The 19,998-nt window shown below is 72.5% G+C and carries 21 protein-coding genes and 7 tRNA genes; 11 read left to right on the top strand and 17 right to left on the bottom strand.

Features of this window, described 5'->3' with window-relative positions; genetic code table 11:
- Nucleotides 1-244 precede the first annotated feature (244 nt).
- Together AB0M29_RS16900 and AB0M29_RS16905 are read left to right on the top strand one after the other, a co-directional pair.
- Entirely contained in the window at nt 245-2,464 is a 2,220-nt protein-coding gene (locus AB0M29_RS16900; protein WP_365383201.1) for an elongation factor G-like protein EF-G2, read from the top strand.
- 195 nt (nt 2,465-2,659) lie between these two features.
- The gene (locus AB0M29_RS16905; RefSeq protein ID WP_365383203.1) at nt 2,660-4,303 is read left to right on the top strand and encodes a hypothetical protein; all 1,644 of its coding nucleotides are present in this window, start codon (nt 2,660-2,662) and stop codon (nt 4,301-4,303) included.
- Nucleotides 4,304-4,359: 56 nt separating this feature from the next.
- Here AB0M29_RS16905 and AB0M29_RS16910 read toward each other — a convergent pair whose 3' ends face one another.
- From AB0M29_RS16910 to AB0M29_RS16925, 4 genes are all read right to left on the bottom strand, one after another.
- On the bottom strand, nt 4,360-4,917 hold the full coding sequence (locus tag AB0M29_RS16910) for an HIT domain-containing protein (protein ID WP_365383205.1): 558 nt from the start codon (nt 4,915-4,917) through the stop codon (nt 4,360-4,362).
- A gap of 67 nt (nt 4,918-4,984) precedes the next feature.
- Nucleotides 4,985-6,967, bottom strand: coding sequence for a threonine--tRNA ligase (gene thrS, locus AB0M29_RS16915; protein WP_365383207.1), 1,983 nt, complete (start codon nt 6,965-6,967; stop codon nt 4,985-4,987).
- A gap of 104 nt (nt 6,968-7,071) precedes the next feature.
- Complete coding sequence (locus AB0M29_RS16920) at nt 7,072-8,262, bottom strand: hypothetical protein (protein WP_365383209.1); 1,191 nt, start codon at nt 8,260-8,262, stop codon at nt 7,072-7,074.
- Nucleotides 8,262-8,828, bottom strand: coding sequence for a DUF4365 domain-containing protein (locus tag AB0M29_RS16925; RefSeq protein WP_365383211.1), 567 nt, complete (start codon nt 8,826-8,828; stop codon nt 8,262-8,264). Before AB0M29_RS16925 ends, AB0M29_RS16920 begins: the two co-directional genes overlap by 1 nt.
- Nucleotides 8,829-8,986: 158 nt before the next feature.
- Between AB0M29_RS16925 and AB0M29_RS16930 the strand changes: the two genes are divergently transcribed.
- Entirely contained in the window at nt 8,987-9,730 is a 744-nt protein-coding gene (locus AB0M29_RS16930; protein ID WP_365383212.1) for an exonuclease domain-containing protein, read from the top strand.
- A 59-nt stretch (nt 9,731-9,789) separates the two neighbouring features.
- Here AB0M29_RS16930 and AB0M29_RS16935 read toward each other — a convergent pair.
- The 4 genes from AB0M29_RS16935 to AB0M29_RS16950 all read right to left on the bottom strand — a co-directional run bounded on the left by AB0M29_RS16935 (nt 9,790) and on the right by AB0M29_RS16950 (nt 10,995).
- Nucleotides 9,790-9,861: transfer RNA gene (locus AB0M29_RS16935), tRNA-Val, on the bottom strand.
- 38 nt (nt 9,862-9,899) lie between these two features.
- The gene (locus AB0M29_RS16940; protein WP_365383214.1) at nt 9,900-10,361 is read right to left on the bottom strand and encodes an SRPBCC family protein; all 462 of its coding nucleotides are present in this window, start codon (nt 10,359-10,361) and stop codon (nt 9,900-9,902) included.
- A gap of 93 nt (nt 10,362-10,454) precedes the next feature.
- Nucleotides 10,455-10,526, bottom strand: a tRNA-Val gene (locus AB0M29_RS16945).
- Nucleotides 10,527-10,581: 55 nt separating this feature from the next.
- On the bottom strand, nt 10,582-10,995 hold the full coding sequence (locus AB0M29_RS16950; RefSeq protein WP_365383215.1) for a TIGR02611 family protein: 414 nt from the start codon (nt 10,993-10,995) through the stop codon (nt 10,582-10,584).
- 190 nt (nt 10,996-11,185) lie between these two features.
- On the opposite strand from AB0M29_RS16950, the gene AB0M29_RS16955 reads away from it, so the two are divergent.
- Together AB0M29_RS16955 and AB0M29_RS16960 are read left to right on the top strand one after the other, a co-directional pair.
- Nucleotides 11,186-11,599: an SsgA family sporulation/cell division regulator gene (locus AB0M29_RS16955; RefSeq protein WP_003959770.1), complete on the top strand. Its 414-nt coding sequence runs from the start codon at nt 11,186-11,188 to the stop codon at nt 11,597-11,599.
- A gap of 206 nt (nt 11,600-11,805) precedes the next feature.
- On the top strand, nt 11,806-12,363 hold the full coding sequence (locus AB0M29_RS16960) for a CGNR zinc finger domain-containing protein (RefSeq protein ID WP_365383217.1): 558 nt from the start codon (nt 11,806-11,808) through the stop codon (nt 12,361-12,363).
- Between the two features lie 96 nt (nt 12,364-12,459).
- Here AB0M29_RS16960 and AB0M29_RS16965 read toward each other — a convergent pair whose 3' ends face one another.
- Together AB0M29_RS16965 and AB0M29_RS16970 are read right to left on the bottom strand one after the other, a co-directional pair.
- Nucleotides 12,460-12,669: a hypothetical protein gene (locus AB0M29_RS16965; RefSeq protein ID WP_365383395.1), complete on the bottom strand. Its 210-nt coding sequence runs from the start codon at nt 12,667-12,669 to the stop codon at nt 12,460-12,462.
- 224 nt (nt 12,670-12,893) lie between these two features.
- Nucleotides 12,894-13,331: a hypothetical protein gene (locus AB0M29_RS16970; RefSeq protein WP_365383219.1), complete on the bottom strand. Its 438-nt coding sequence runs from the start codon at nt 13,329-13,331 to the stop codon at nt 12,894-12,896.
- A gap of 182 nt (nt 13,332-13,513) precedes the next feature.
- Here AB0M29_RS16970 and AB0M29_RS16975 point away from each other — a divergent pair, with 182 nt between their 5' ends.
- Complete coding sequence (locus tag AB0M29_RS16975) at nt 13,514-14,029, top strand: DsbA family protein (RefSeq protein ID WP_365383221.1); 516 nt, start codon at nt 13,514-13,516, stop codon at nt 14,027-14,029.
- Between the two features lie 64 nt (nt 14,030-14,093).
- Here AB0M29_RS16975 and AB0M29_RS16980 read toward each other — a convergent pair whose 3' ends face one another.
- From AB0M29_RS16980 to AB0M29_RS16990, 3 genes are all read right to left on the bottom strand, one after another.
- Nucleotides 14,094-14,930, bottom strand: coding sequence for a GNAT family N-acetyltransferase (locus AB0M29_RS16980; RefSeq protein ID WP_365383223.1), 837 nt, complete (start codon nt 14,928-14,930; stop codon nt 14,094-14,096).
- Nucleotides 14,931-15,013: 83 nt separating this feature from the next.
- Nucleotides 15,014-15,835 (bottom strand): aminodeoxychorismate lyase, encoded by an 822-nt coding sequence (locus tag AB0M29_RS16985; protein ID WP_365383225.1) that lies wholly within the window; start codon nt 15,833-15,835, stop codon nt 15,014-15,016.
- On the bottom strand, nt 15,832-16,902 hold the full coding sequence (locus AB0M29_RS16990; RefSeq protein WP_365383227.1) for a chorismate-binding protein: 1,071 nt from the start codon (nt 16,900-16,902) through the stop codon (nt 15,832-15,834). The genes AB0M29_RS16985 and AB0M29_RS16990 overlap by 4 nt, the downstream gene beginning before the upstream one ends.
- Nucleotides 16,903-17,120: 218 nt before the next feature.
- On the opposite strand from AB0M29_RS16990, the gene AB0M29_RS16995 reads away from it, so the two are divergent.
- The 5 genes from AB0M29_RS16995 (at nt 17,121) to AB0M29_RS17015 (ending at nt 17,570) form a co-directional block, all read left to right on the top strand.
- Nucleotides 17,121-17,193: transfer RNA gene (locus AB0M29_RS16995), tRNA-Gly, on the top strand.
- 35 nt (nt 17,194-17,228) lie between these two features.
- A tRNA-Cys gene (locus tag AB0M29_RS17000) sits at nt 17,229-17,302 on the top strand.
- A 1-nt stretch (nt 17,303) separates the two neighbouring features.
- Nucleotides 17,304-17,375: transfer RNA gene (locus AB0M29_RS17005), tRNA-Val, on the top strand.
- Between the two features lie 31 nt (nt 17,376-17,406).
- Nucleotides 17,407-17,478 (top strand) — tRNA-Val (locus AB0M29_RS17010).
- A 20-nt stretch (nt 17,479-17,498) separates the two neighbouring features.
- Nucleotides 17,499-17,570 (top strand) — tRNA-Val (locus AB0M29_RS17015).
- A gap of 99 nt (nt 17,571-17,669) precedes the next feature.
- Here AB0M29_RS17015 and AB0M29_RS17020 read toward each other — a convergent pair.
- The 4 genes from AB0M29_RS17020 to AB0M29_RS17035 all read right to left on the bottom strand — a co-directional run bounded on the left by AB0M29_RS17020 (nt 17,670) and on the right by AB0M29_RS17035 (nt 19,983).
- Nucleotides 17,670-17,972 carry a zf-TFIIB domain-containing protein gene (locus tag AB0M29_RS17020; RefSeq protein ID WP_365383228.1) on the bottom strand — a complete coding sequence of 101 codons (303 nt, stop codon included), beginning with the start codon at nt 17,970-17,972 and terminating at the stop codon, nt 17,670-17,672.
- A 34-nt stretch (nt 17,973-18,006) separates the two neighbouring features.
- Nucleotides 18,007-19,059: an aminoglycoside phosphotransferase family protein gene (locus AB0M29_RS17025; RefSeq protein WP_365383230.1), complete on the bottom strand. Its 1,053-nt coding sequence runs from the start codon at nt 19,057-19,059 to the stop codon at nt 18,007-18,009.
- 202 nt (nt 19,060-19,261) lie between these two features.
- Nucleotides 19,262-19,462: a hypothetical protein gene (locus AB0M29_RS17030; RefSeq protein ID WP_365383232.1), complete on the bottom strand. Its 201-nt coding sequence runs from the start codon at nt 19,460-19,462 to the stop codon at nt 19,262-19,264.
- 278 nt (nt 19,463-19,740) lie between these two features.
- Nucleotides 19,741-19,983, bottom strand: a complete 243-nt coding sequence (locus AB0M29_RS17035) for a hypothetical protein (protein WP_365383234.1) — start codon at nt 19,981-19,983, stop codon at nt 19,741-19,743.
- Between the last annotated feature and the right edge of the window lie 15 nt (nt 19,984-19,998).

Consider the following 19,998-nt stretch of genomic DNA (forward strand, 5'->3'; position numbering starts at 1 on the left):
GTAGCCAGCCGCCGCGTACCCGACGCCGCAGGCACCGCCCGGGCCGCCCCGCGGGGGGCCCGCGCGGGGCCCGCGCGGGGCCCGCGGACGTACGACGTATGGACGCAGCGTGACCGTCGTGGGAAGGTCGAGAGACCGCGGGCGTCGTCGAGGCCGCCTGTGCGGTCTCCCGTGGCGCCCCTCAGACGCGTCCCCTCAGTGGACGCGGTCCCCCATGAAGTTACGGACCGGGAGGCGAGAACACGTGGGTGGTGCAGCGGACAGAAAAGACGCACAGCCAGGAGCCGCCGGAAGGGCACCGACGGCCGGCCGCCCCGAGAAGGTGCGCAATGTGGTGCTGGTCGGCCACTGCGGAGCAGGCAAGACGACATTGGTGGAGGCGCTCGCGCTGGCCACCGGAGCGGTGAACCGGGCGGGCCGGGTGGAGGACGGCGGCTCGGTCTCCGACCACGACGAGATCGAACAACGACAACAGCGATCCGTACAGCTGTCCCTCGTCCCGGTGGAGTGGGGAGGGATCAAGGTCAATCTTCTGGACACTCCGGGATACGCCGACTTCGTCGGTGAGCTGAGGGCCGGTCTGCGCGCGGCGGACGCGGCCCTTTTCGTCGTCTCGGCCGCCCAGGACGGCGAGGGCATCGGTGGCGCGACCCGCATGGTCTGGGAGGAGTGCGCGGCGGTCGGCATGCCCCGGGCGGTGGTGGTGACGCATCTGGAGTCGGCGCGGGCCGGCTTCGAGGAGATGGCGGCGCAGTGCGCGGCGGAGCTGGGCGGGGACTCCCCCGACAGCGTGCTGCCGCTCTATCTGCCGGTGCACGGCCCCACCGGTCCCGACGGCCACGCGCCGGTGACGGGCCTGGCGGGGCTGCTGTCGCAGCGCGTGTACGACTACGGGTCGGGCGAGCGGGTCGACGGCGCCCCGGACGGCGATCTGCGGCCGCTGGTCGAGGACGCCCGCAACCGGCTGATCGAGGGGATCATCGCCGAGAGCGAGGACGAGACCTTGATGGACCGCTACCTCGGGGGCGAGGAGCTCGACGTCAAGACGCTGATCGAGGATCTGGAGCGGGCGGTGGCCAGGGGCTCCTTCCACCCGGTGCTGGCGGCCGCGCCCGCCGCCGAGGGCGCCCGGCAGGGCCTGGGCACGGTGGAGCTGCTGGAGCTGGTCACCGGCGGCTTCCCGACCCCGCTGGAGCGCGAGGTGCCACCGGTCACCACCCCCGAGGGCGGCACGCGGCCCGCGCTGGCGTGCGACCCGGACGGGCCGCTTGCGGCGGAGGTGGTGAAGACCTCCTCCGACCCGTACGTCGGCAGGATCAGCCTGGTACGGGTGTTCTCCGGCACGCTGCGGCCCGACGAGACGGTGCATGTCTCGGGGCACGGCATGGAGGACCGCGGTCACGAGGACCACGACGTGGACGAGCGGGTGGGCGCGCTGTCGTCGCCGTTCGGCAAGCTGCAGCGGCCGGTCCCGTCGGCCGCCGCGGGCGATCTGGTGTGCGTCGCCAAGCTCACCAGGGCCGAGACCGGCGACACGCTCTCCGCCAAGGACGAGCCGCTGCTGATGGAGCCCTGGGTGATGCCCGACCCGCTGCTGCCGATCGCCATCGAGGCGCACAGCAAGGCGGACGAGGACAAGCTCTCGCAGGGCCTGGCGCGGCTGGTCGCCGAGGACCCCACGATGCGCCTGGAGCACAACCCGGACACCCGGCAGGTCGTGCTGTGGTGCCTGGGCGAGGCGCACGCCGAGGTGGCCCTGGAGCGGCTGCGCAGCCGCTACGGCGTTCAGGTCGACACCGTCCCGTACAAGGTCGCGCTGCGTGAGACGTTCGGCGAGGCGGCCACCGCCCGCGGGCGGCACGTCAAGCAGTCCGGCGGGCACGGGCAGTTCGCGATCTGCGACATCGAGGTGGAGCCGCTGCCGGTCGGCTCCGGTATCGAGTTCGTCGACAAGGTGATCGGCGGGGCGGTGCCACGGCAGTTCATCCCGTCGGTGGAGAAGGGCGTACGCACCCAGGCCGCCCGCGGGGTGGCGCTCGGCTTCGCCGTCGTCGACATCCGGGTCACCCTCACCGACGGCAAGGCGCACTCGGTGGACTCCTCCGACGCGGCCTTCCAGACCGCGGGGGCGCTCGCGCTGCGGGAGGCGGCGGCGGGCTCCCGTATCCATCTGCTGGAACCGGTGGCCGAGGTCGGGGTGATGGTGCCCGACGCGTTCGTCGGCCCGGTGATGAGCGATCTGTCGGGGCGCCGCGGCCGGGTGCTCGGCACCGAGCCCGCCGGCCTGGGGCGTTCCGTGGTGCGCGCCGAGGTGCCGGAGATCGAGATCGGCCGCTACGCCATCGACCTGCGCTCGCTGTCGCACGGCACCGGGCGGTTCAGCCGCCACTACGCCCGGCACGAACCGATGCCGGCGCAACTGGCCGCGAAACTGCGGCAGCAGGAGGAGGAAAGCGCCAAGTAACCGGACGGGCAAGGCCAATCGGCGGCTCGCGGCCACGCCGCGGGCCGCCGCGCCGCTAATCTGGTGACTGCTCCGAACGTGTGACGTCCTGTGGTGTGGGGAATGGGCCGGTCGGAGCCGGTGCTCCGGGTCGGTCCGGCGGCACCGGGCACGACGGACGAACTGTTCGGACTGGGGGCTGTGGTGACGGACGGTATGGGGTTCGACTTCAGTCCCGGGGCGCAGGTCCCGCTGATCGGCGTGGACGGCGGCACGGCCGCGACCCAGGCGCTGGCCTCGGCGGCGTACCGCGACTCGCCGGTCACCGCCCTGGTCGAGGCGAACGAGGCGGCGTCGGTGAAGCCGCCTCGGCTGTCGCTGTTCGCGCCCAACCTCGGCGAGGCGTTCGCCCGCGCGGTGCAGGTCCGGATGCTCGGCGCGGCCCGCAACGAACTGGTGCAGTCCTTCGGCGTGGAGCCGCAGTCGGTGGTGGAGCACTGCCTGGCCGCCAACCGGATACGGCAGGAGCGCGACACCCGGCTGACCGTCGTGATGGGCATCACCGGGCTGCTCTTCCTGCCCGGTGTGCTGCTCTGGCTCGGTGCCTTCCAGCTCCGTACGTCGCTGGCGTCGCTGAAGTCGCGCGGCAACAGGGCGGGCGGCCTCGGCACGGTCGTGCTGGCCGTCGCGGTGGCCTTCACCGTGCTGCTGGCGGTCAAGCCGCCGTTCCACGGTTTCTGGCGGGAGTACTTCCGGGTGCTGATGATCGCGCCGATCATCGGCTGGTTCTGGGCGAAGCGGATCTGCGAGCGCACCGCGCGGGATCTGCGCGACCGCTGGGCGGGCCTGGTGGCGGGCACCGCGGTCGGGGCGAAGATCCCCGAGGCGGTCCCCCGCAACCCCAACCAGACCCGCGCCGAGCTGCTGCGGCAGAGCCTGGCGAAGCTGTCGGCCGAGCAGAACAGCAACGTGGTCTTCTACGCCGGTCCCAAGGGGATACTCGGCATGGGCAGCCGCTGGGGCAACTGGCAGATGGCCGAGGAGCTGCTGCCGCGCGAGGGCCTGGCCGAGATCCACCCGTTCCGCAGCTGGGACGTCATCCGGGCGATCCACGACAAGCTGCGGATGCTGGAGCGCGGGCCGCTGCACACCGGCGGCTTCCCCAAGGCGTCGATACGGCACTGGGTCGTGGTGCCCGTCGGCGAGGGCGCGGGCAAGATCGCCCGCCCGACCGGCGCGGAGATCGAGGGCTACACGGTCAAGGACTTCGAGATCCAGCGGATCTGCAACACCCAGCAGTTCGGCAAGGGCAACCGGCACTACCTGGGCATCCAGTTCACCCTCTGGGACGGCAACCTGATCATCACCCTCATGGTGACGGTGACCGTGCTGGCGCACACCCTGCGGGTCGAGGTCACCGGGCACGCGCTCGGCCCGATCCACTCGCTGTTCACCACCGCGCCCGCGCCCAAGGAGAAGGAAGTCAGCAAGCCGGTCAAGTTCTGGGAGACCAGGAAGGTGCAGCTGCCGCTGATCGAGTCCAACGAAGTGGTGCGGCTGTCCGCGCGGGCGCCGCTGACCTGGTTCCCCGGGGTGCTGGACTTCCTGGGCGGCACCCTGGCGCTGCCCGAGCCGTTCGGGCTGCGCCACACCTGGGCGGACAAGCCGTGGAAGCACCGCTTCATGGCCGACGACGCGCTGCGCGCCGCCACGCCCGTACTGCGCGCCGTGCACGCCGCCGCGATCCAGGTCATGCAGGAGAACGGCGTGGACACCTCGCACTTCGCCAGCCGCTCGATGGTGCTCAGCGGGCTGGTGCAGGGTGTGGAGCCGCGCAAGGCCGACGCGTACGACGCCTGACCGCGACGCCTGACCTGGATACCTGACCCCGACACCTGACCCCGTACGGCCCGGGGTCAGGAGGGCCAGATGTCCGCGAGCATCTTGCGGGTGTCGGCCAGCAGCTGCGGCAGCACCTTGGTGTGGCCGACGACGGGCATGAAGTTGACGTCGCCGCCCCAGCGCGGCACCACGTGCTGGTGCAGGTGCGCGGCGATGCCGGCGCCGGCGACCCCGCCCTGGTTCATGCCGATGTTGAAGCCCTGCGCGCCCGACGCGGTCCGCAGCGCGGTCATCGCCTGCTTGGTCAGCTCCGCCAGCTCCGCGGTCTCCGCCGCGTCCAGCTCGGTGTAGTCCGCGACATGGCGGTACGGCACCACCATGAGGTGGCCGCTGTTGTACGGGTACAGGTTGAGCACCGCGTAGACGTGCTCGGCCCGGGTGATGATCAGGCCGTCCTCGTCGGACTCGGCCGGCACCGCGCAGAAGGGGCACCCGTCACCGGCACCGGGGCCGGTGGGCTTGTTCTCGCCCTGGATGTACGCCATCCGGTGCGGGGTCCACAGGCGTTGGAACGCGTCCGGCGCCCCCGCTCCGTTCTGCTGCTCCGGCTCACTCGTCATGCCGCTCAGCATAGGACTTGCCCCTCGGCGGGCGCGCCGCCGGGCCCGCCCTCGACGAGAGCGGGCCCGGTCGGGCCGTTCAGACCTGGACGCGCCGCTCGACGACGTCGACCAGCTTGGCCAGCGCCTGGTCGCGCGGGATGCCGTTCTCCTGCGAGCCGTCGCGGTAGCGGAAGGAGACCGTGCCGCCGGTCATGTCGTCGTCGCCGACGATGATCATGAACGGCACCTTCAGCTTCTGGTGAGTCCTGATCTTCTTCTGCATCCGGTCCGAGGAGGCGTCCACCTCGACGCGCAGCCCCAGCCGCTTCGCCTCGGCGGCGAACTCCCGCAGGTACGGGACGTGCGCGTCACCGATCGGGATGCCGACCGCCTGCACCGGCGCCAGCCAGGCCGGGAAGGCGCCCGCGTAGTGCTCCAGCAGCACCGCGAAGAACCGCTCGATCGAGCCGAAGAGCGCGCGGTGGATCATCACCGGGCGCTGCCGGGAGCCGTCGGGCGCGGTGTACTGCAGGTCGAAGCGCTCGGGCAGGTTGAAGTCGAGCTGCACGGTCGACATCTGCCAGGTGCGGCCGATCGCGTCCTTGGTCTGCACCGAGATCTTCGGGCCGTAGAAGGCGGCGCCGCCCGGGTCCGGGACCAGCGGCAGCCCCTGCTTCTCGGCCACCTTTCGCAGCGTCTCGGTGGCCTCCTCCCAGGTCTCGTCCGAGCCGACGAACTTCTCCGGGTCCTTGGTGGACAGCTCCAGGTAGAAGTCGGTCAGGCCGTAGTCGCGCAGCAGGTCGAGCACGAAGGTGAGGGTGGAGTCCAGCTCCTCCGCCATCTGCTCCTTGGTGCAGTAGATGTGCGCGTCGTCCTGGGTGAAGCCGCGGGCACGGGTGAGGCCGTGCACGACACCCGACTTCTCGTACCGGTACACGGTCCCGAACTCGAACAGGCGCAGCGGCAGTTCACGGTACGAGCGGCCGCGCGCGTCGAAGACCAGGTTGTGCATCGGGCAGTTCATGGGCTTGAGGTAGTAGTCCGTGCCCTCGTCGAGCTGCATGGGCGGGTACATGCCGTCGGCGTACCAGTCCAGGTGCCCGGAGATCTCGAAGAGGGTGCCCTTGGTGGCGTGCGGGGTGTAGACGAACTCGTACCCCTCCTCCTCGTGGCGCCGCCGCGAGTAGTCCTCCATGACGCGGCGGATGATGCCGCCGCGGGGGTGGAAGACGGCCAGCCCCGAACCGATCTGCTCGGGGATCGAGAAGAGGTCCAGCTCGGTGCCGAGCTTGCGGTGGTCGCGCTTGGCGGCCTCCTCCAGGAAGTCCAGGTGCGCCTTGAGCTCTTCCTTGGTGGGCCACGCGGTGCCGTAGATCCGCTGCAGCATCGGGTTCTTCTCGCTGCCGCGCCAGTACGCCGCGGCGTTGCGCATCAGCTTGAAGGCCGGGATGTTGCGGGTGGTGGGCAGGTGCGGGCCGCGGCACAGGTCCTTCCAGCACAGCTCGCCGGTCTTCGCGTCGAGGTTGTCGTAGATGGTCAGCTCGCCGCCGCCCACCTCCACGTCCGCGCCGTCGTCGGAGGTGGCCGAGGAGCCCTTGAGGCCGATCAGCTCCAGCTTGTACGGCTCGGCGGCCAGCTCCTCGCGGGCGGCCTCGTCGGTGACCACACGGCGCGAGAAGCGCTGTCCGCGCTTCTGGATCTCCTGCATCTTCTTCTCGATGGCCTTGAGGTCATCGGGGGTGAAGGGAGTGGCGACGTCGAAGTCGTAGTAGAAGCCGTCCTTGACCGGCGGGCCGATGCCGAGCTTGGCCTCGGGGTGCAGCTCCTGCACGGCCTGCGCCATCACATGGGCGGTGGAGTGCCGCAGGATGGCCAGGCCGTCCTCGCTGCCGATGTCCACCGGCTCGACCTCGTCGCCGTCGGCGACGGCGTGGGCGAGGTCCCGCAGCTCGCCGCCGACCCGGGCGGCGATCACCGAGCGCTCGCCGGGGAAGAGTTCGGCCGCGGTCGTCCCCGTCGTGACCACCCGCTCTTCCGGTTCGGCGGAATCGCGTTTGATGATCACACGGACGTCTGACACCGGTCTGCTCCTGACTGAGGTCCTACTGGCTGTGGTGACGCACGGGCGGCGGTGGTGGCCGCACCGGTGAATCGTACCGAGCCGGAAGGACTGCCCGCGAAACGTTAAGTGTCCGCGAAGCCTCCGGCGCCGCCGTGCGGCGCCTTCAGCAACCGGTCGCGCTCCGCTTCGTCCAGCTCCACCGGGCCGACGCCGCTGGGCGCGGCCAGCCGCCGGAAGCCGCCGCGGCTCTCCAGACGGCCGCTGACCTGGACGGCCAGCCCGGCGAGATGCGCGTGCACCGCGATCCGGTACGCCTCCTCGTCCAGTCTGACCCGCACCTGGCGGACGTCGGCGCCGGAGAGCACCCGCAGCCGCACGGTGCCGCCGCCGGTCGGCGCGGGGCGGCGCAGCCGGGCGACGGTGCCGGTCAGCCGGACCGCGACGGACGGTTCCCGGTGCAGATAACGGGCACCGGCGGCCTCCAGGGCGGGGAGGTCGCCGGGCGAGAACTCGACGGGTTCCGGGCGGGCCGCGAATCCGGCGGGCGGGCCCGCCGCCGGTGACCAGGCCAGCGCGATGGCCACCCCTTCGGTGCCGCGCACCAGCCTGACCAGCGACTGGGCCAGCTCATGGCTCACCCCGAGGCAGACGGCGTCGTCGAACGCCTGCATACCGGCGGTGGCGCGCTGGTAGTCGACGGCGTCCCGGGTCGCCTGCAGGGCGCGCAGCAGGGTGGTGGCGACCTGGCGGCCGTCGGGGACGGGGGTGTAGGCGGTGAGCAGATGGCCGCCGGGCGAGGGGCCGACGAGCACCTGGCCGAGGAAGGCGGCGGCGTACTGCCCGTGGCGCTCGCCGAAGTACCCGGCGGGGCGGCGGGCGGCCCGGGCGGCGGCGAGCAGCATCGCGCGGGCGGCGGCCCGCAGGTGCTCCGCGGTGGTCCAGGGCACCGCGTCGCCGATCCGCGGCACATCGCGCCGCCAGCGGATCTCGTCGCCGGGGATGGTGAGCGCGCGCAGCACCTCGGCGGCGGACGGCGCCGGGGAGCGGGCGAGCGCTGTGAGCGCCTCGGTGAGCAGGTCGCCGTAGTCGGCGTACGCGCTGCGGGCGCCGTGCGGGCGCGCGTCGGGGACGAGCAGGCTGGTGCCCTGCTCGCCCTGCCGGCCGTCGGCCGCGGGCGGGGTCCAGCGGCTGTAGCGGCCCGCCGTGCCGCCGCGGCGCTGCCAGCCGTGGCGGCGCAGCAGCGCGGTGAGCACCGCGGGGTCGACGCGTTCGGCGTCCGGTGGTGGCGCGGGTTCGTCACCGGTGGGGTGCATCAGGGTCGTCCTCCCGCCCCGACCCGCGCCATGATCTCGCAGAGCGCGCGGTCGTCGAAGATCCGCGCGGTGGGTATCCGCACGGTGGTCTTGTACCTCCCCGTCACGGCGTGGCCCGCCAGATTGGTCCAGTAGCAGCAGTGCCGTAGTTCGAGCCGGTCGTGGCTGGCCCGCAGCCACTCCTCCTGGGTGCGCGGGACGAGCATCACGACCAGGATCTTGTGCACCGACGCGGGGGTTCTGGCGAGCTTGGCCAGGTGCGCGTTCTCCAGGGTGAAGCCGAAGGTGGGCCCCGGGGGGTGCGGGGCGATCTGGTAGGTGCACTTGAGCTGCACCTTGATGGTGACCTCGTCGTCGACCGCGTGCGCCCGCGAGCTGTGGCTCACGTGCCAGTCGATGCCGTTGTCGGGGAAGGGCTGGGCGAGCGAGCACCCGGCCGCGGCCGCGACCGCGTGCAGATAGCCCACTTGGAGCGTTTCCATACTGCTGGTGGTGGCGAGTCCGCCGCGCAGCGGTGCCGTCCGCTCCGGCAGCAGACTGCCCGGGTCGGGCTGCGCGAGCGCCATCGCTCTCCGTGCCTTTCTCGCCGTGCCTGCGTCCGTACGCCTGTATGTACGTCGTACGTTTCACTGTCACTGATGTCATCTCCACCAGCGACAACTCGCAAACTGTCACGGTTAGATGACATTGCGTCATGGGTACACAGAGTGCGGGAGGAGGCGCCATGCCACGCTGGTACGAGGGACCGCTCGCCGCGTTCGACACCGAGACGACGGGGGTGGACGTGGAGCACGACCGCATCGTCTCGGCCGCACTGGTCATCCAGCTGCGGCCCGGCCAAACCCCGGACGTCTCCCGCTGGTTGGTGAATCCCGGGGTACCGGTGCCGGAGTCGGCGCAGGCCATACACGGCCTGTCGGACGACTTCCTGTGCCGGCACGGGCAGCCCCCGGGGCTGGTGGTGGAGGAGCTGGCCAGGGCGCTGGCGGCCTGCTCGGCCGCGGGCGTCCCGCTGGTGGTGATGAACGCGCCGTTCGATCTCACCCTGCTCGACCGGGAGTTGAAGCGGCACCGTGCGGTGGCCCTGAGCGCGTACTTCGCCGGTCCCGCCTGGTGCGTGATCGATCCCCGCGTGCTGGACAAGCATCTCGACCGCTACCGCAAGGGCCGCAGGACCCTCACCGACCTCTGCGCGTACTACGGCGTCACCCTGGACGGCGCCCATGACGCGGCCGCCGACGCCGCCGCCTCGCTCGACCTGGTGCGCGCCGTCGGCCGCCGGTTCGCCGACCGGCTCGAACCGCTCAGCGCCGCCGAACTCCACGCCCGCCAGGCGGTCTGGCACGCCGGCCAGGCCCGCGGCCTCCAGGCGTGGTTCGCCCTCAACGGCTCCGCCGAACACTGCGACCCCGCCTGGCCCCTGCGCCCGGAACCCCAGCCCGGCCGCGCGATCCCGCCCGCCGCCTGAGTCCCGAGGAACGCACAAGGCCGGAGAGTCCAGTTGGACTCTCCGGCCTTGTCATGACGTGGGCGATACTGGGATCGAACCAGTGACCCCTTCGGTGTGAACGAAGTGCTCTCCCGCTGAGCTAATCGCCCGGGACGTCACGAACCATACAGGCGAAGGGCGCTCGCGTTCAAACCACATGCCGGGCGTCGGCGGCGAGGCGGGTGAGCAGGCCCTGGCGGCCGCCGCGCATCATCAGGGCGTGGTTGGCGACGAAGATCGGCCGGCAGGGGACGGCGAAGCGCCGCATCAACGGCTTGCGCACCACCACCTCCTGCTCGAAGAGGAGCCGGGTGCCGGGGCTGCCCGGTGAGATGGTCCAGCGCACCCAGCCCTCCAGGTCGCCGGTCATGGCGACTTCCAGGATGCGCAGTTCGGGGTCGTGCCGCGTGGAGCGGGCGTTGACCACCAGGTCGTAGGGCAGGAAGGAACGGAAGCGCAGCACGCCGGTGGTGTCGCCGGTCTGGCGGACCTCCCGCACCTGCGGCCACCAGTCGGGGTAATGGTCGGGCCGCTCCAGGACGCGGTAGACGGCGTCGGGGGCGGCGTCGAGGTCCCACTTCGTACGGAATCGGTAATGACTCCACTCCATACGGCCAGTGTGAGCGATCGGGCCGGCGTTACGGGGGCGAACGCGAAGGATCCCGGAGACCGTGGGAAACGGTCTCCGGGATCCTTGATCCGGTGGGCGATACTGGGATCGAACCAGTGACCCCTTCGGTGTGAACGAAGTGCTCTCCCGCTGAGCTAATCGCCCGGACGCGTGGACAACATTACCGCACCTCAGCGGGGGCTCCGAACCACCTCGGCCGTCACTGCGCGGCCCACGGCGCCGCCAGGCCGAAGGCGTACACGTACCAGCCGGCGAGCCCCGCCACGACGGTCAGGCCCGCGGCCGTCAGCAGCAGGTTGCGCCGCCGCACCCGGGGGTCGAGCGCGGCCTTCGCCGCGGCGGCGGCCTTGCTCCTCGCCCAGTGCAGCACCTTCTGCGCCCAGACGAACTCGGTCGCCCAGATCGCCATGCCGCCGAAGATCACCACCCAGCCGGGTCCCGGCAGGGGCAGCAGCAGCACGCCCCCGGCGACCACGGCGAGGCCGACGACGAAGACGCCCGCCTGCCAGACGGGGTGCAGCACGGGCGAGCGCCGGATGAAGGCGGGCGCCCGCGAACCGAGCCGCGGACCATTGGCCACGGCTTCCCCGAACTCGTCACTCTCCGCAGCCATGCGGGCAAATCTACCGGACCCGGAACGCTCACCGAAATGGTCGTTCCGCCGGTCTCGGGACTGGGCCGGACGAGGTACCAGAAGCCTCACAAACCCCTCAGAGGGGTTTACAACGTCCTCGCAGGTGGCATGTCGATTTCGCCGACGTGCGAATCCCCGAGCGCACACTGAGCGAAAGGCCCTGGCGCTTATGAACACCACGGTCAGCTGCGAGCTGCACCTGCGCCTCGTTGTGTCGAGCGAATCCTCACTGCCTGTACCCGCGGGCTTGCGGTACGACACGGCCGATCCGTATGCCGTGCACGCCACCTTCCACACCGGAGCCGAAGAGACGGTCGAATGGGTGTTCGCCCGCGATCTGCTCGCCGAGGGGCTGCACCGCCCTACCGGCACCGGAGACGTCCGGGTCTGGCCGTCCCGCAGCCACGGTCAGGGCGTCGTCTGCATCGCCCTCAGCTCCCCGGAGGGCGAGGCGCTGCTCGAAGCCCCGGCGCGGGCCCTGGAGTCCTTCCTGAAGCGGACGGACGCCGCGGTGCCGCCGGGCACGGAGCATCGCCACTTCGATCTCGACACAGAGCTCTCCCACATCCTCGCGGAGAGCTGAGACCCAGCCCCCACACCCCGCCGTCCGCGGCTGTCCTACTCGGGGGGACGCCCGGACCTGACCAGCGGCGCCGGACCATCGGCCCGGCCGCTACGGACCGCGACACCAAGAGCCGCCACCGTGGAGCCAGCCCCCACGGCGGCGGCTCTCGCGCGCTACAGTCACCGGAACGCAGCCGACCGATCACTCCGGCAGGGAGCGATTCCGTGCTCATCAACCATGACACCAGGTGCGCGCTCGACAGTGTCGTCGACCTGGTCAACACCGCACCGCAGATCGAGGGCAGGGAGTCGCTGGCCGACCTCGCGGACCTGCGCGGTTTCGTGGAGCGCCACCAGGTGAGCGAAGTGGGCAGGCTCGACCGCGGCGATCTGGCCGCGGTGCTCGCGGTGCGCGCCCGCTTCACCGCCGTCTTCGGCTCGGACGACGACACCGCGGCCGCCACCCTGCTCAACGCGATGGTCGCCGAGGCGGGCACCACCCCTCGGCTCACCGACCACGACGGCTACGACTGGCATGTGCACTACTTCTCGCCCGGCGCCTCGCTGGCCGACCACCTCGCCGCGGACGGCGGCATGGCACTGGCCTTCCTGATCGTCGCGGGCGAGCGGGAGCGGCTGCGGCGCTGTGACGCGCCCGACTGCCGCCGCGCCTTCGTCGACCTGTCCCGCAACCGCTCCCGGCGCTACTGCGACAGCCGCACCTGCGGCAACCGCCTGCACGTGGCCGCGTACCGCGCCCGGCAGCGCGAGGCCAGCGCCTGACGCGGCCGCCCGCGGTCTGCCCCGGAACGGCCGCGAACGCCTGACGCGGCCGCCCGCGGTCTGCCCCGGAACGGCCGCGAACGCCTGGCGCGCCGCTCACTGCAGCAGGTCGTAGATCGCCCCCGCTCCGAGCAGGGCGCCGATCACGCACAGGAAGAGCATCAGCGGCGGCTGAGACAGCGCGAACAGGCAGCCGCGCGCTTCGGGTAACGCCTGCGTCCCCTCCCCCGGTCCGCGGCCCGCGTCGGGGCGGGTCCGGCCGGCCGGGACGATGGGAGCGGTGGGGACGGTGGGACCTGTCGGCACGGTGGGGGCGGTGGGGGCCGGGAGGGAAGCGGCCTCCCCCGTGGACGGCGCGGCAGGCGCGCGGAGGGGGGACTGACGAGCGGTTTCGGCACGATCCGGCAGTGGAACGGGAACGGCCAGCCGATCCCCGGAGGAGGGCAGCACAGGCTGATGATCGCGCAGCCGACGATCACCCGTGGCCCAACACGCGGACTCTCAGGGGTGTTTCCGGGTACGCCCGGCGCTCAGATGCCGCGGCGCTTGAGGATCTCCTCCACGTCGGCGAAGTCGGACAGCCCGCTGTCGGCCGACCCGCGGCGCTTGGCGGCCGGCCGGGACGCGGGAAGCGCCGGGGTGGAGGCGCCCGGGACGGCCGCCGGGGGCTGCTCCGGGTCGGTACGGGCGGAGATCAGCCGGGTGGCGCCGTAGAGCAGCGCGGAGACGGCGATGACGCCGAAGCCCAGCCAGACGGTCGGTTTGAAGACCAGGTCGGTGGCCCAGTCGGCGGTCGCCGTGCCGACCTTGCGGCCGAGGGTGACCAGCCCGGCGAGGGCCAGGCCGAACGGCAGCAGGGAGACCGCGGCGATACGGACGGCCGTCAGATACCGGCGGCGGTAGGCGGTCTTCACGGCGAAGGCCAGCCCCGCCGCGGTCAGGACGGCGCAAAGGGCAATGGTCAGCATCCTGCGGCTCCTGCGGCAGTGTCGGCTGGCCCCGCTGGATCCTGGCACCGTGCCGGGGTGCGGGAACCCCGCGGGGTCTCGTCCTCCCATCGTGCCTCGCCCGGCGGTCCCGGGGCCACGGTCGAGGGCAGGGTTCAGGGGGATCTCCGGGGTGTCTCCTCCCCGAGTGGGAGACTGCTCCCATGGATCACCCCTCTGCCCCGGCCCCTCGCACCCCGGTTCTCGAAGTCTGGTGCGAACTGCAGTGCACGGACTGCCGGACCGCCCTGGACGACCTGCGGGCGCTGCGCGCACGGTACGGCGACGCCCTCGACATCCAGCTGCGCCACTTCCCGCTGCCCAAGCACGCGCACGCGCTGGCCGCGGCGCAGGCGTACGAGGAGGCGTACGCGCAGGGCAGCGGCTGGCCGTACGCGGAAGCCGTGCTGGCGCGCGCCGAGGAGCTGGCCGACCGCGGTGAGCCGGTGCTGGTCGAGGTGGCACGCGAGCTGGGGCTGGACGCCGAGGAGGTCGACACCGCGCTGATCGACGGGCGGCACCTGCTGGTCGTCGACTCCGACGAGGCCGAGGGCAAGGCGATCGGCGTCACCGGCACCCCCACCTATGTGATCGGCGGCGAGCGGCTGGACGGCGGCAAGAGCCAGGAGGGGTTGCGCGCGCGGATCGAGGAGATCGCCGACGGGCTGCTGGGCCGGTAGGCGCGCTCCGGCGGCGGGAGCGCCCCGGCGGGCGGCAGCGGCCCGCCTGCCCGCCGCGCCCGCCTCAGAGCGTCTTGTACAGGTGCCGCGCCGTCGTCCGGTAGTCCAGCGCCTCGTACAGGCGCACCGCCGGGGTGTTGCCCGCGAAGACGTTGAGGCCGAGGCTGTCGGCCCCGGCGTCGCGGCAGGCGGTCTCGGCGGCCAGCATCAGGGTGCGGCCGTGCCCGCGGCCCCGCTGGGCGGCCTCCACCTCGACGGAGAAGACCCAGCCCTGGCCGCTCGGCGCGGCCGGGTCGTGCAGGCGCAGCCACAGATTGCCGACGATCGCGCCGTCGTGGGTGAGCGCGTACAGGCCGGTGCCGGGTGTGTGGAGGCCCTGCGGCAGCACCTCGTCGAAGGAGGCCGCCTCCCGGGCCTCCGCCTGGTCGCGAGGCACCCCGCGGTCGGTGAGGCTGACCACGAACCCCTCGCGCTCGCGCTCCAGCCAGGGTCCGTACTCGTCCTCGGTCAGCGGGCGCAGCACGCTTCCCGCGGGCAGCACCGGGCGCGGGCCGCGCAGCTCCTTGGCCATGTTCCGGTTGCGCTCGACGTAGCCGAGAGTGGTGGCCAGCCGCAGTCCGTGCTCGGCCTCGGCGGGCACCGAGGTCTCCACCCGGGTGCAGCCCCACAGCCGCAGCACCTCCTCGGCCGCCAGCGCGGCGACGGTACCGCGGCCGCGCCTGCGGTCGGCCTCGTCGATGGCGAGGCCGTCGATCCGGCCGATGTGCGGGCCGAACCGCCGGTCCGTGCTCAGCCGCACGGCGCCCACCGGGCGGCCGTTGACGCAGACGGTGTAGTCGCGGGCCCGCCAGCCGTCGTCCTCACGGCGCTCGGGCCCGACGGGTCTCAGGGTCGTCGTCATGGTCACGCTCCCCTCGCGGTCTTCTGACGTTGTACCGCGCCCGGCCGACGCCGGTCCGGACTTCGCGGGTTCACACGGGAGCTCTACGGGTTCACGTGGGAGGCTGCCCGCTCGGCGAAGATTCGCATGGCCTTGGCGGTGACCGGCCCCGGGGCGCCCGGCAGCTCACGGCCGTCGACGCGGTGCACGGCCTGGACGTCACGCAGCGAGGAGGTCAGGAAGATCTCCTCGGCCTCCTCCAGGACGTCGAACGGCAGGTCGGCCTCCTGGGCGCCGGCCCACTCGATGACCAGCGCGCGGGTGATGCCCGCCAGCGGTCCCGCCTCCAGCGGCGGGGTGAGCAGCCGTCCGCCGAGCACGACGAAGACATTGGAGCCGGTGCCCTCGCAGAGCCTGCCCTCGGTGTTGGCGAAGAGCGCCTCCGAGGCGCCGTGGGCGTGGGCGCGGGCCAGTGCCACCACGTTCTCGCCGTACGAGGTGGTCTTCAGCCCGGCCAGCGCGCCCTTCTCGTTCCGCGTCCACGGGACGGTGACCACCGCGGTGCTGTCCGGGCGTACGGTCGCCTCGCCCAGCGCGACCACGAGCGTGGCGCCCGCGTCGCCGCGGTCGGAGCCGAGCGGGGAGAGGCCGCCGGTGTAGGTGATGCGCAGCCGGCCGCGCGGCATCGGGTTGGCGGCGAGTACGGCCTCGCAGGCCGTGCGCACCTCGTCGAGGTCGGGGGCGGGCAGGCCGAGGCCGTGCGCGGAGCGGGCCAGCCGGTCGAGGTGCCGGGTGGTGGCGAAGGCCGTGCCGTCCACGGTCTTGAGGGTCTCGAAGACGCCGTCGCCGACCGTGAGGCCGTGGTCGAACACCGACACCGTGGCGTCCCCGGCCTCCCGGAGCCCGCCGTTCACCCAGATCTTCACCGAAGAATCCTTCCGCTTGTCTCGTGCACCCCTGACGCTACCGCCAGCAGCCTGGCCGCCTTGAGCTCCGTCTCCGCCCACTCACCCTCCGGATCCGAGCCCCAGGTGATCCCGGCGCCGGTGCCGAAGCACAGCCGCGGGCCGGTGCCGCGGGCCTCGCCGGTCCTGTCGATCCAGAACGTGCGGATGCCGACGGCCAGTTCACCGGTACGCCGGTCGGCGTCGACCCAGCCGATGCCGCCGCAGTACGGGCCGCGGGGCGCCCGTTCCAGCTCGTCGATGATCCGCAGTGCGCTGGACTTCGGGGCGCCGGTGACCGAGCCGGGTGGGAAGGCCGCGGCGAACAGCTCGGGCCAGCTCGCGCCGGGCCGCAGTTCGCCGCTGACGGTGGAGACCAGGTGGACCAGGCCCGGGTGCGGCTCCACCGCGCACAGCGCGGGCACCGTGACCGAGCCCGTGGCGCAGACCTGGCCCAGGTCGTTGCGGACCAGGTCGACGATCATCACGTTCTCGGCGTAGTCCTTGGCCAGCAGTTCGTCCGCGGTGCGGGCGGTGCCCTTGATCGGTCCCGACTCCACGGTGGAGCCGTCCCGGCGCAGGAACAGCTCGGGCGAGGCGGTGGCGATCTCGACGCCGTGCGCGGGCAGCCGGATGGTGCCCGCGTACGGGGCGGGGTTGCCGTGGGCGAGGACGCCGGTGAGCGCGTCGATGTCGGCGGCGGCGTCCAGCGGCGCGGTCAGCACCCGGCAGAGGTTGACCTGGTAGACCTCGCCGGTGGCTATCCGGTCCCGGATCTCGCGGACGCCCGCCACGTACGCCTCCCGGTCCATGGACGAGGTCCAGGTGTCCGGATCGGGGCCGCGCCAGGGTTCCGCGGGCGGCAGCGGGCCGCGGCCGACGGGGGCCTTGCGGACGTCACCGAAGCGGGCGCAGACGGTACGGCCGTCGAAGTCGGCGGCGACCGCCCAGAAGCCCGAGGAGTCGAGTGCGTCCAGATCCGCGGTGACATCCCGCAGGTCGGAGGCGACGAGGTCGCCGAAGCGGGCCATGGGGGCGAGGTCGCGCACGGTGCTTCCCTGGTCGACGGTGAGAGGTGGAGCCGAGTCTAGGCGCGGGGGTTCGGCGGCGCTCCGCCGGTCGCCGCCCGGCCCATTGGCCCGGCACGCTGCGCAAACCGGTTTTTGAGCTGGCCCGGGAATCCGCTAGAGTTCAACACGTCACCGAGGCGCGTGAGCGCACCGGTGGTGGGAGCACCTCCCGGAATCACCTGGGAGAGGCACCGGCTGCGGACGTGGCTCAGTTGGTAGAGCATCACCTTGCCAAGGTGAGGGTCGCGAGTTCGAATCTCGTCGTCCGCTCGACGTGGGGGATCTTCCCGAACCCCCGCTGTGTTGGTGGAGTGGCCGAGAGGCGAGGCAACGGCCTGCAAAGCCGTCTACACGGGTTCAAATCCCGTCTCCACCTCCAAGGACGATTAGCTCAGCGGGAGAGCACTTCCCTGACACGGAAGGGGTCACTGGTTCAATCCCAGTATCGTCCACTGGACCTGTGAGGGTCCTGGCAGGAAACCCGCGCGATTAGCTCAGCGGGAGAGCGCTTCCCTGACACGGAAGAGGTCACTGGTTCAATCCCAGTATCGCGCACGCGTCACCCGCACGACCGAGGACGATTAGCTCAGCGGGAGAGCACTTCCCTGACACGGAAGGGGTCACTGGTTCAATCCCAGTATCGTCCACGCGCAGTTCACCGAGGGCCGGAAGCATCCGCTTCCGGCCCTTGCTCGTGTCACGAGCGCCCTCACTCGTGACACGAGCGGTCCTTCACAGCCCCCGGCTCACGACGAGAAGAGCATGTGGCCGAAGCCGCGGTGACCGTGGTGGCCGTGCCCGTGGCCGCCGTGGTGGCCGCCGCCGTGCTGCGGGGCGCCCCAGGCGGGGGCGGGCGGCTGCGGGTACGCCGGCGGGGCCGGGTATGCCTGCGGCGGCGGGGGCTGGACCCACTGGCCGCCCTCCAGCCGGGTCAGCGCCTCCAGCTCGCCGTAGTCCAGGAAGATGCCGCGGCAGTTGCCGCACTGCTCGATCTGGACGCCGTTGCGGTTGTACGTCTGCATGTGGCCATGACACTTGGGGCAGACCATGGTCGGTTCATCTCCTCGCGGTGTTCGATGGAGCTCACTCTAGTTGCGCGATCCGGCCGCAGGCGGCCACCAGTTGGGACTCGGCCTCGTCCAACTCCCGCGCCTCGCGTGCCGCCTTGGCCAGAGCGAGCGCGGCGGTCTGTACGGCCAGGGCGCGGGCGGCGACGTCCAGGGCCGGCCAGGGATCGCCCCACGGCGGTACGGCCACGCCGCCCGCCGCCCGGTAGGCGGCCAGGAACGTGCTCCACGCCGCCGGGTCCAGCAGCCCCGCGGCGAACCACATCGCGGGCCGCGCCAGGTCCCAGGCGGGCGCCCCGGCGCCCAGGTCGTCGATGTCGATCAGCAGCCAGCGGCCGTCCGGCGCGGGGTGCCGGACGAGCTGCCCCAGATGCAGGTCGCCGTGGCAGAGCGCGCCCGGTCCTTCGTACGGTTCCTCGCCGCGCGCCCAGCCGGGCAGCCGCTCCCAGGCCCGGCGGACCGCCCGTGCGGCGCCGGAGTCCGCCGCCCCGCCGGGGGCGGCGAGCAGCCGGGACATCGCCCGGGCCGCCTTCGCCGGGCCGCGCATGGCGGGCAGCGGGCCCGGCACGGCCGGGGACAGCCGCGGCCACGGGACGGCGTGCAACCGGGCGAGCAGCTCCCCCGCGGCCGCCCAGGGGGCCGCCGCGGGGGTGTCACGGTCGACGGGACTCCCGTACGGCCACAGGGTCACGGGGCGCGTGGCGGCCGGGGCGCCGCGGGGCGCGGGGAACGGGGTGGGCCCGGGCGCGGGCGGCGGGGCCGCCGGAGCGGCGGCGGGCACGGGCGGCGCGGCTGGTGGGCCGCCGGGTGCGGGGAGGGGTGGGAGGAGGATGCCGTGGAGCAGGGGGTGGGCGGCGATGGCCAGCCGGGTGGTGAGGGCGGTGGTGTCGGTGTCCGCCGCGTGGGCCTTGGCGACGGTGTCGCCCACCCGGACGACCGTGCCGTCGGGGCGGTCCGCGAGGACGACGGCCCCGGGCGGGAGCTCACCGTCCGACGGGTCGACCGCGGCGGCGGCTGAGGCGGCGGCCAGGGCGGCGAGGGACGCGGTGAGGTGCTGGTCCGATGCCACCTGCGGCTCCCCCGCCGCTGGTCGCTCCCGCGGTGCTCTCATCGGCACAGTCAAGCAGCCGCCTGTCCGGGCCCGGACAGCGCTGTGCCCGGGTATCGAGTGATACCCGGGCAAACGCAGTCGTCCGCCGTACCCCCGTCCCCACGGGGTGACTACCGGTATGTCCCCGGTCCGGACCGCTCTTCCGGACCTGGAGCGCTTGTCAACGCCCCATCAGGCCGGCCACGGACGACGCTTGGGTGACCACCGCATCGAGCCCACCGAAGATGTAGGCGAGGAGAGCGGCGAGCGGCAGCACCATCGCTGCCGCGACCAGCGGATGGCGGGGGCCGGTCGGACGGGTGCCCGTCCATGCCCTGCCGTCGCGCACGGCACGCGCGGTGCGGATCACCGTGTTCGCCATGGCCTCTCCTGAGGTCTGCTGTGGTCAGGTCTTCACTTGTGTATTTGGGGGCGGCGGACGTCTGACCTCGGGGGACGAGTGCTTCGCCCGCCGCTTGACCTCAACATTAGGCGCGGGGTCGACCTGGGTCGTCATGCCCTCGTACCGCTTTACTGGCCTCCCGGAGGATGACGGGAGGTGTCACGGATACTCCCCTGGGTGGAGGCGTGGACCTAGGTCGCGTCAGGGATGTCCCTGACCTCGGGGCCTAGGCCGGGTCCACGGCTGAAGGGCCGCCGTCATCCGGCGCGGCTCTCCTGCTCCTCCTCCCTGGGCACCGGCTGTTCGACCAGGGCGAGGACCCGGGTGGCCATGAAACGCGCGGTGCGCACCACCGTGCCGCTCCGGGTGACTTCACTCACTTCCACCACTCCGCGGCGGACGGCCGTCTCCACTCTCCGGCCGGCGCGGGTGGCGATCACTTCATAGGTGCGGGTGGTGTCCCCCGCGTCGACGACTATCTCCACACGATCACCCTTCACGGCGTCATTCCCCCT

This window comes from Streptomyces sp. NPDC051976, from assembly GCF_040680795.1.
Taxonomy (GTDB): Bacteria; Actinomycetota; Actinomycetes; order Streptomycetales; family Streptomycetaceae; genus Actinacidiphila.

Coding starts and splice junctions, on each gene's coding strand:
- AB0M29_RS16905 (WP_365383203.1), top strand. CDS start 2,660: ATGGGGTTCGACTTCAGTCCCGGGGCGCAGGTCCCGCTGATCGGCGTG.
- AB0M29_RS16910 (WP_365383205.1), bottom strand. CDS start 4,917: ATGCTGAGCGGCATGACGAGTGAGCCGGAGCAGCAGAACGGAGCGGGG.
- AB0M29_RS16920 (WP_365383209.1), bottom strand. CDS start 8,262: ATGCACCCCACCGGTGACGAACCCGCGCCACCACCGGACGCCGAACGC.
- AB0M29_RS16925 (WP_365383211.1), bottom strand. CDS start 8,828: ATGGCGCTCGCGCAGCCCGACCCGGGCAGTCTGCTGCCGGAGCGGACG.
- AB0M29_RS16930 (WP_365383212.1), top strand. CDS start 8,987: ATGCCACGCTGGTACGAGGGACCGCTCGCCGCGTTCGACACCGAGACG.
- AB0M29_RS16940 (WP_365383214.1), bottom strand. CDS start 10,361: ATGGAGTGGAGTCATTACCGATTCCGTACGAAGTGGGACCTCGACGCC.
- AB0M29_RS16950 (WP_365383215.1), bottom strand. CDS start 10,995: ATGGCTGCGGAGAGTGACGAGTTCGGGGAAGCCGTGGCCAATGGTCCG.
- AB0M29_RS16955 (WP_003959770.1), top strand. CDS start 11,186: ATGAACACCACGGTCAGCTGCGAGCTGCACCTGCGCCTCGTTGTGTCG.
- AB0M29_RS16970 (WP_365383219.1), bottom strand. CDS start 13,331: ATGCTGACCATTGCCCTTTGCGCCGTCCTGACCGCGGCGGGGCTGGCC.
- AB0M29_RS16975 (WP_365383221.1), top strand. CDS start 13,514: ATGGATCACCCCTCTGCCCCGGCCCCTCGCACCCCGGTTCTCGAAGTC.
- AB0M29_RS16980 (WP_365383223.1), bottom strand. CDS start 14,930: ATGACGACGACCCTGAGACCCGTCGGGCCCGAGCGCCGTGAGGACGAC.
- AB0M29_RS17020 (WP_365383228.1), bottom strand. CDS start 17,972: ATGGTCTGCCCCAAGTGTCATGGCCACATGCAGACGTACAACCGCAAC.
- AB0M29_RS17030 (WP_365383232.1), bottom strand. CDS start 19,462: ATGGCGAACACGGTGATCCGCACCGCGCGTGCCGTGCGCGACGGCAGG.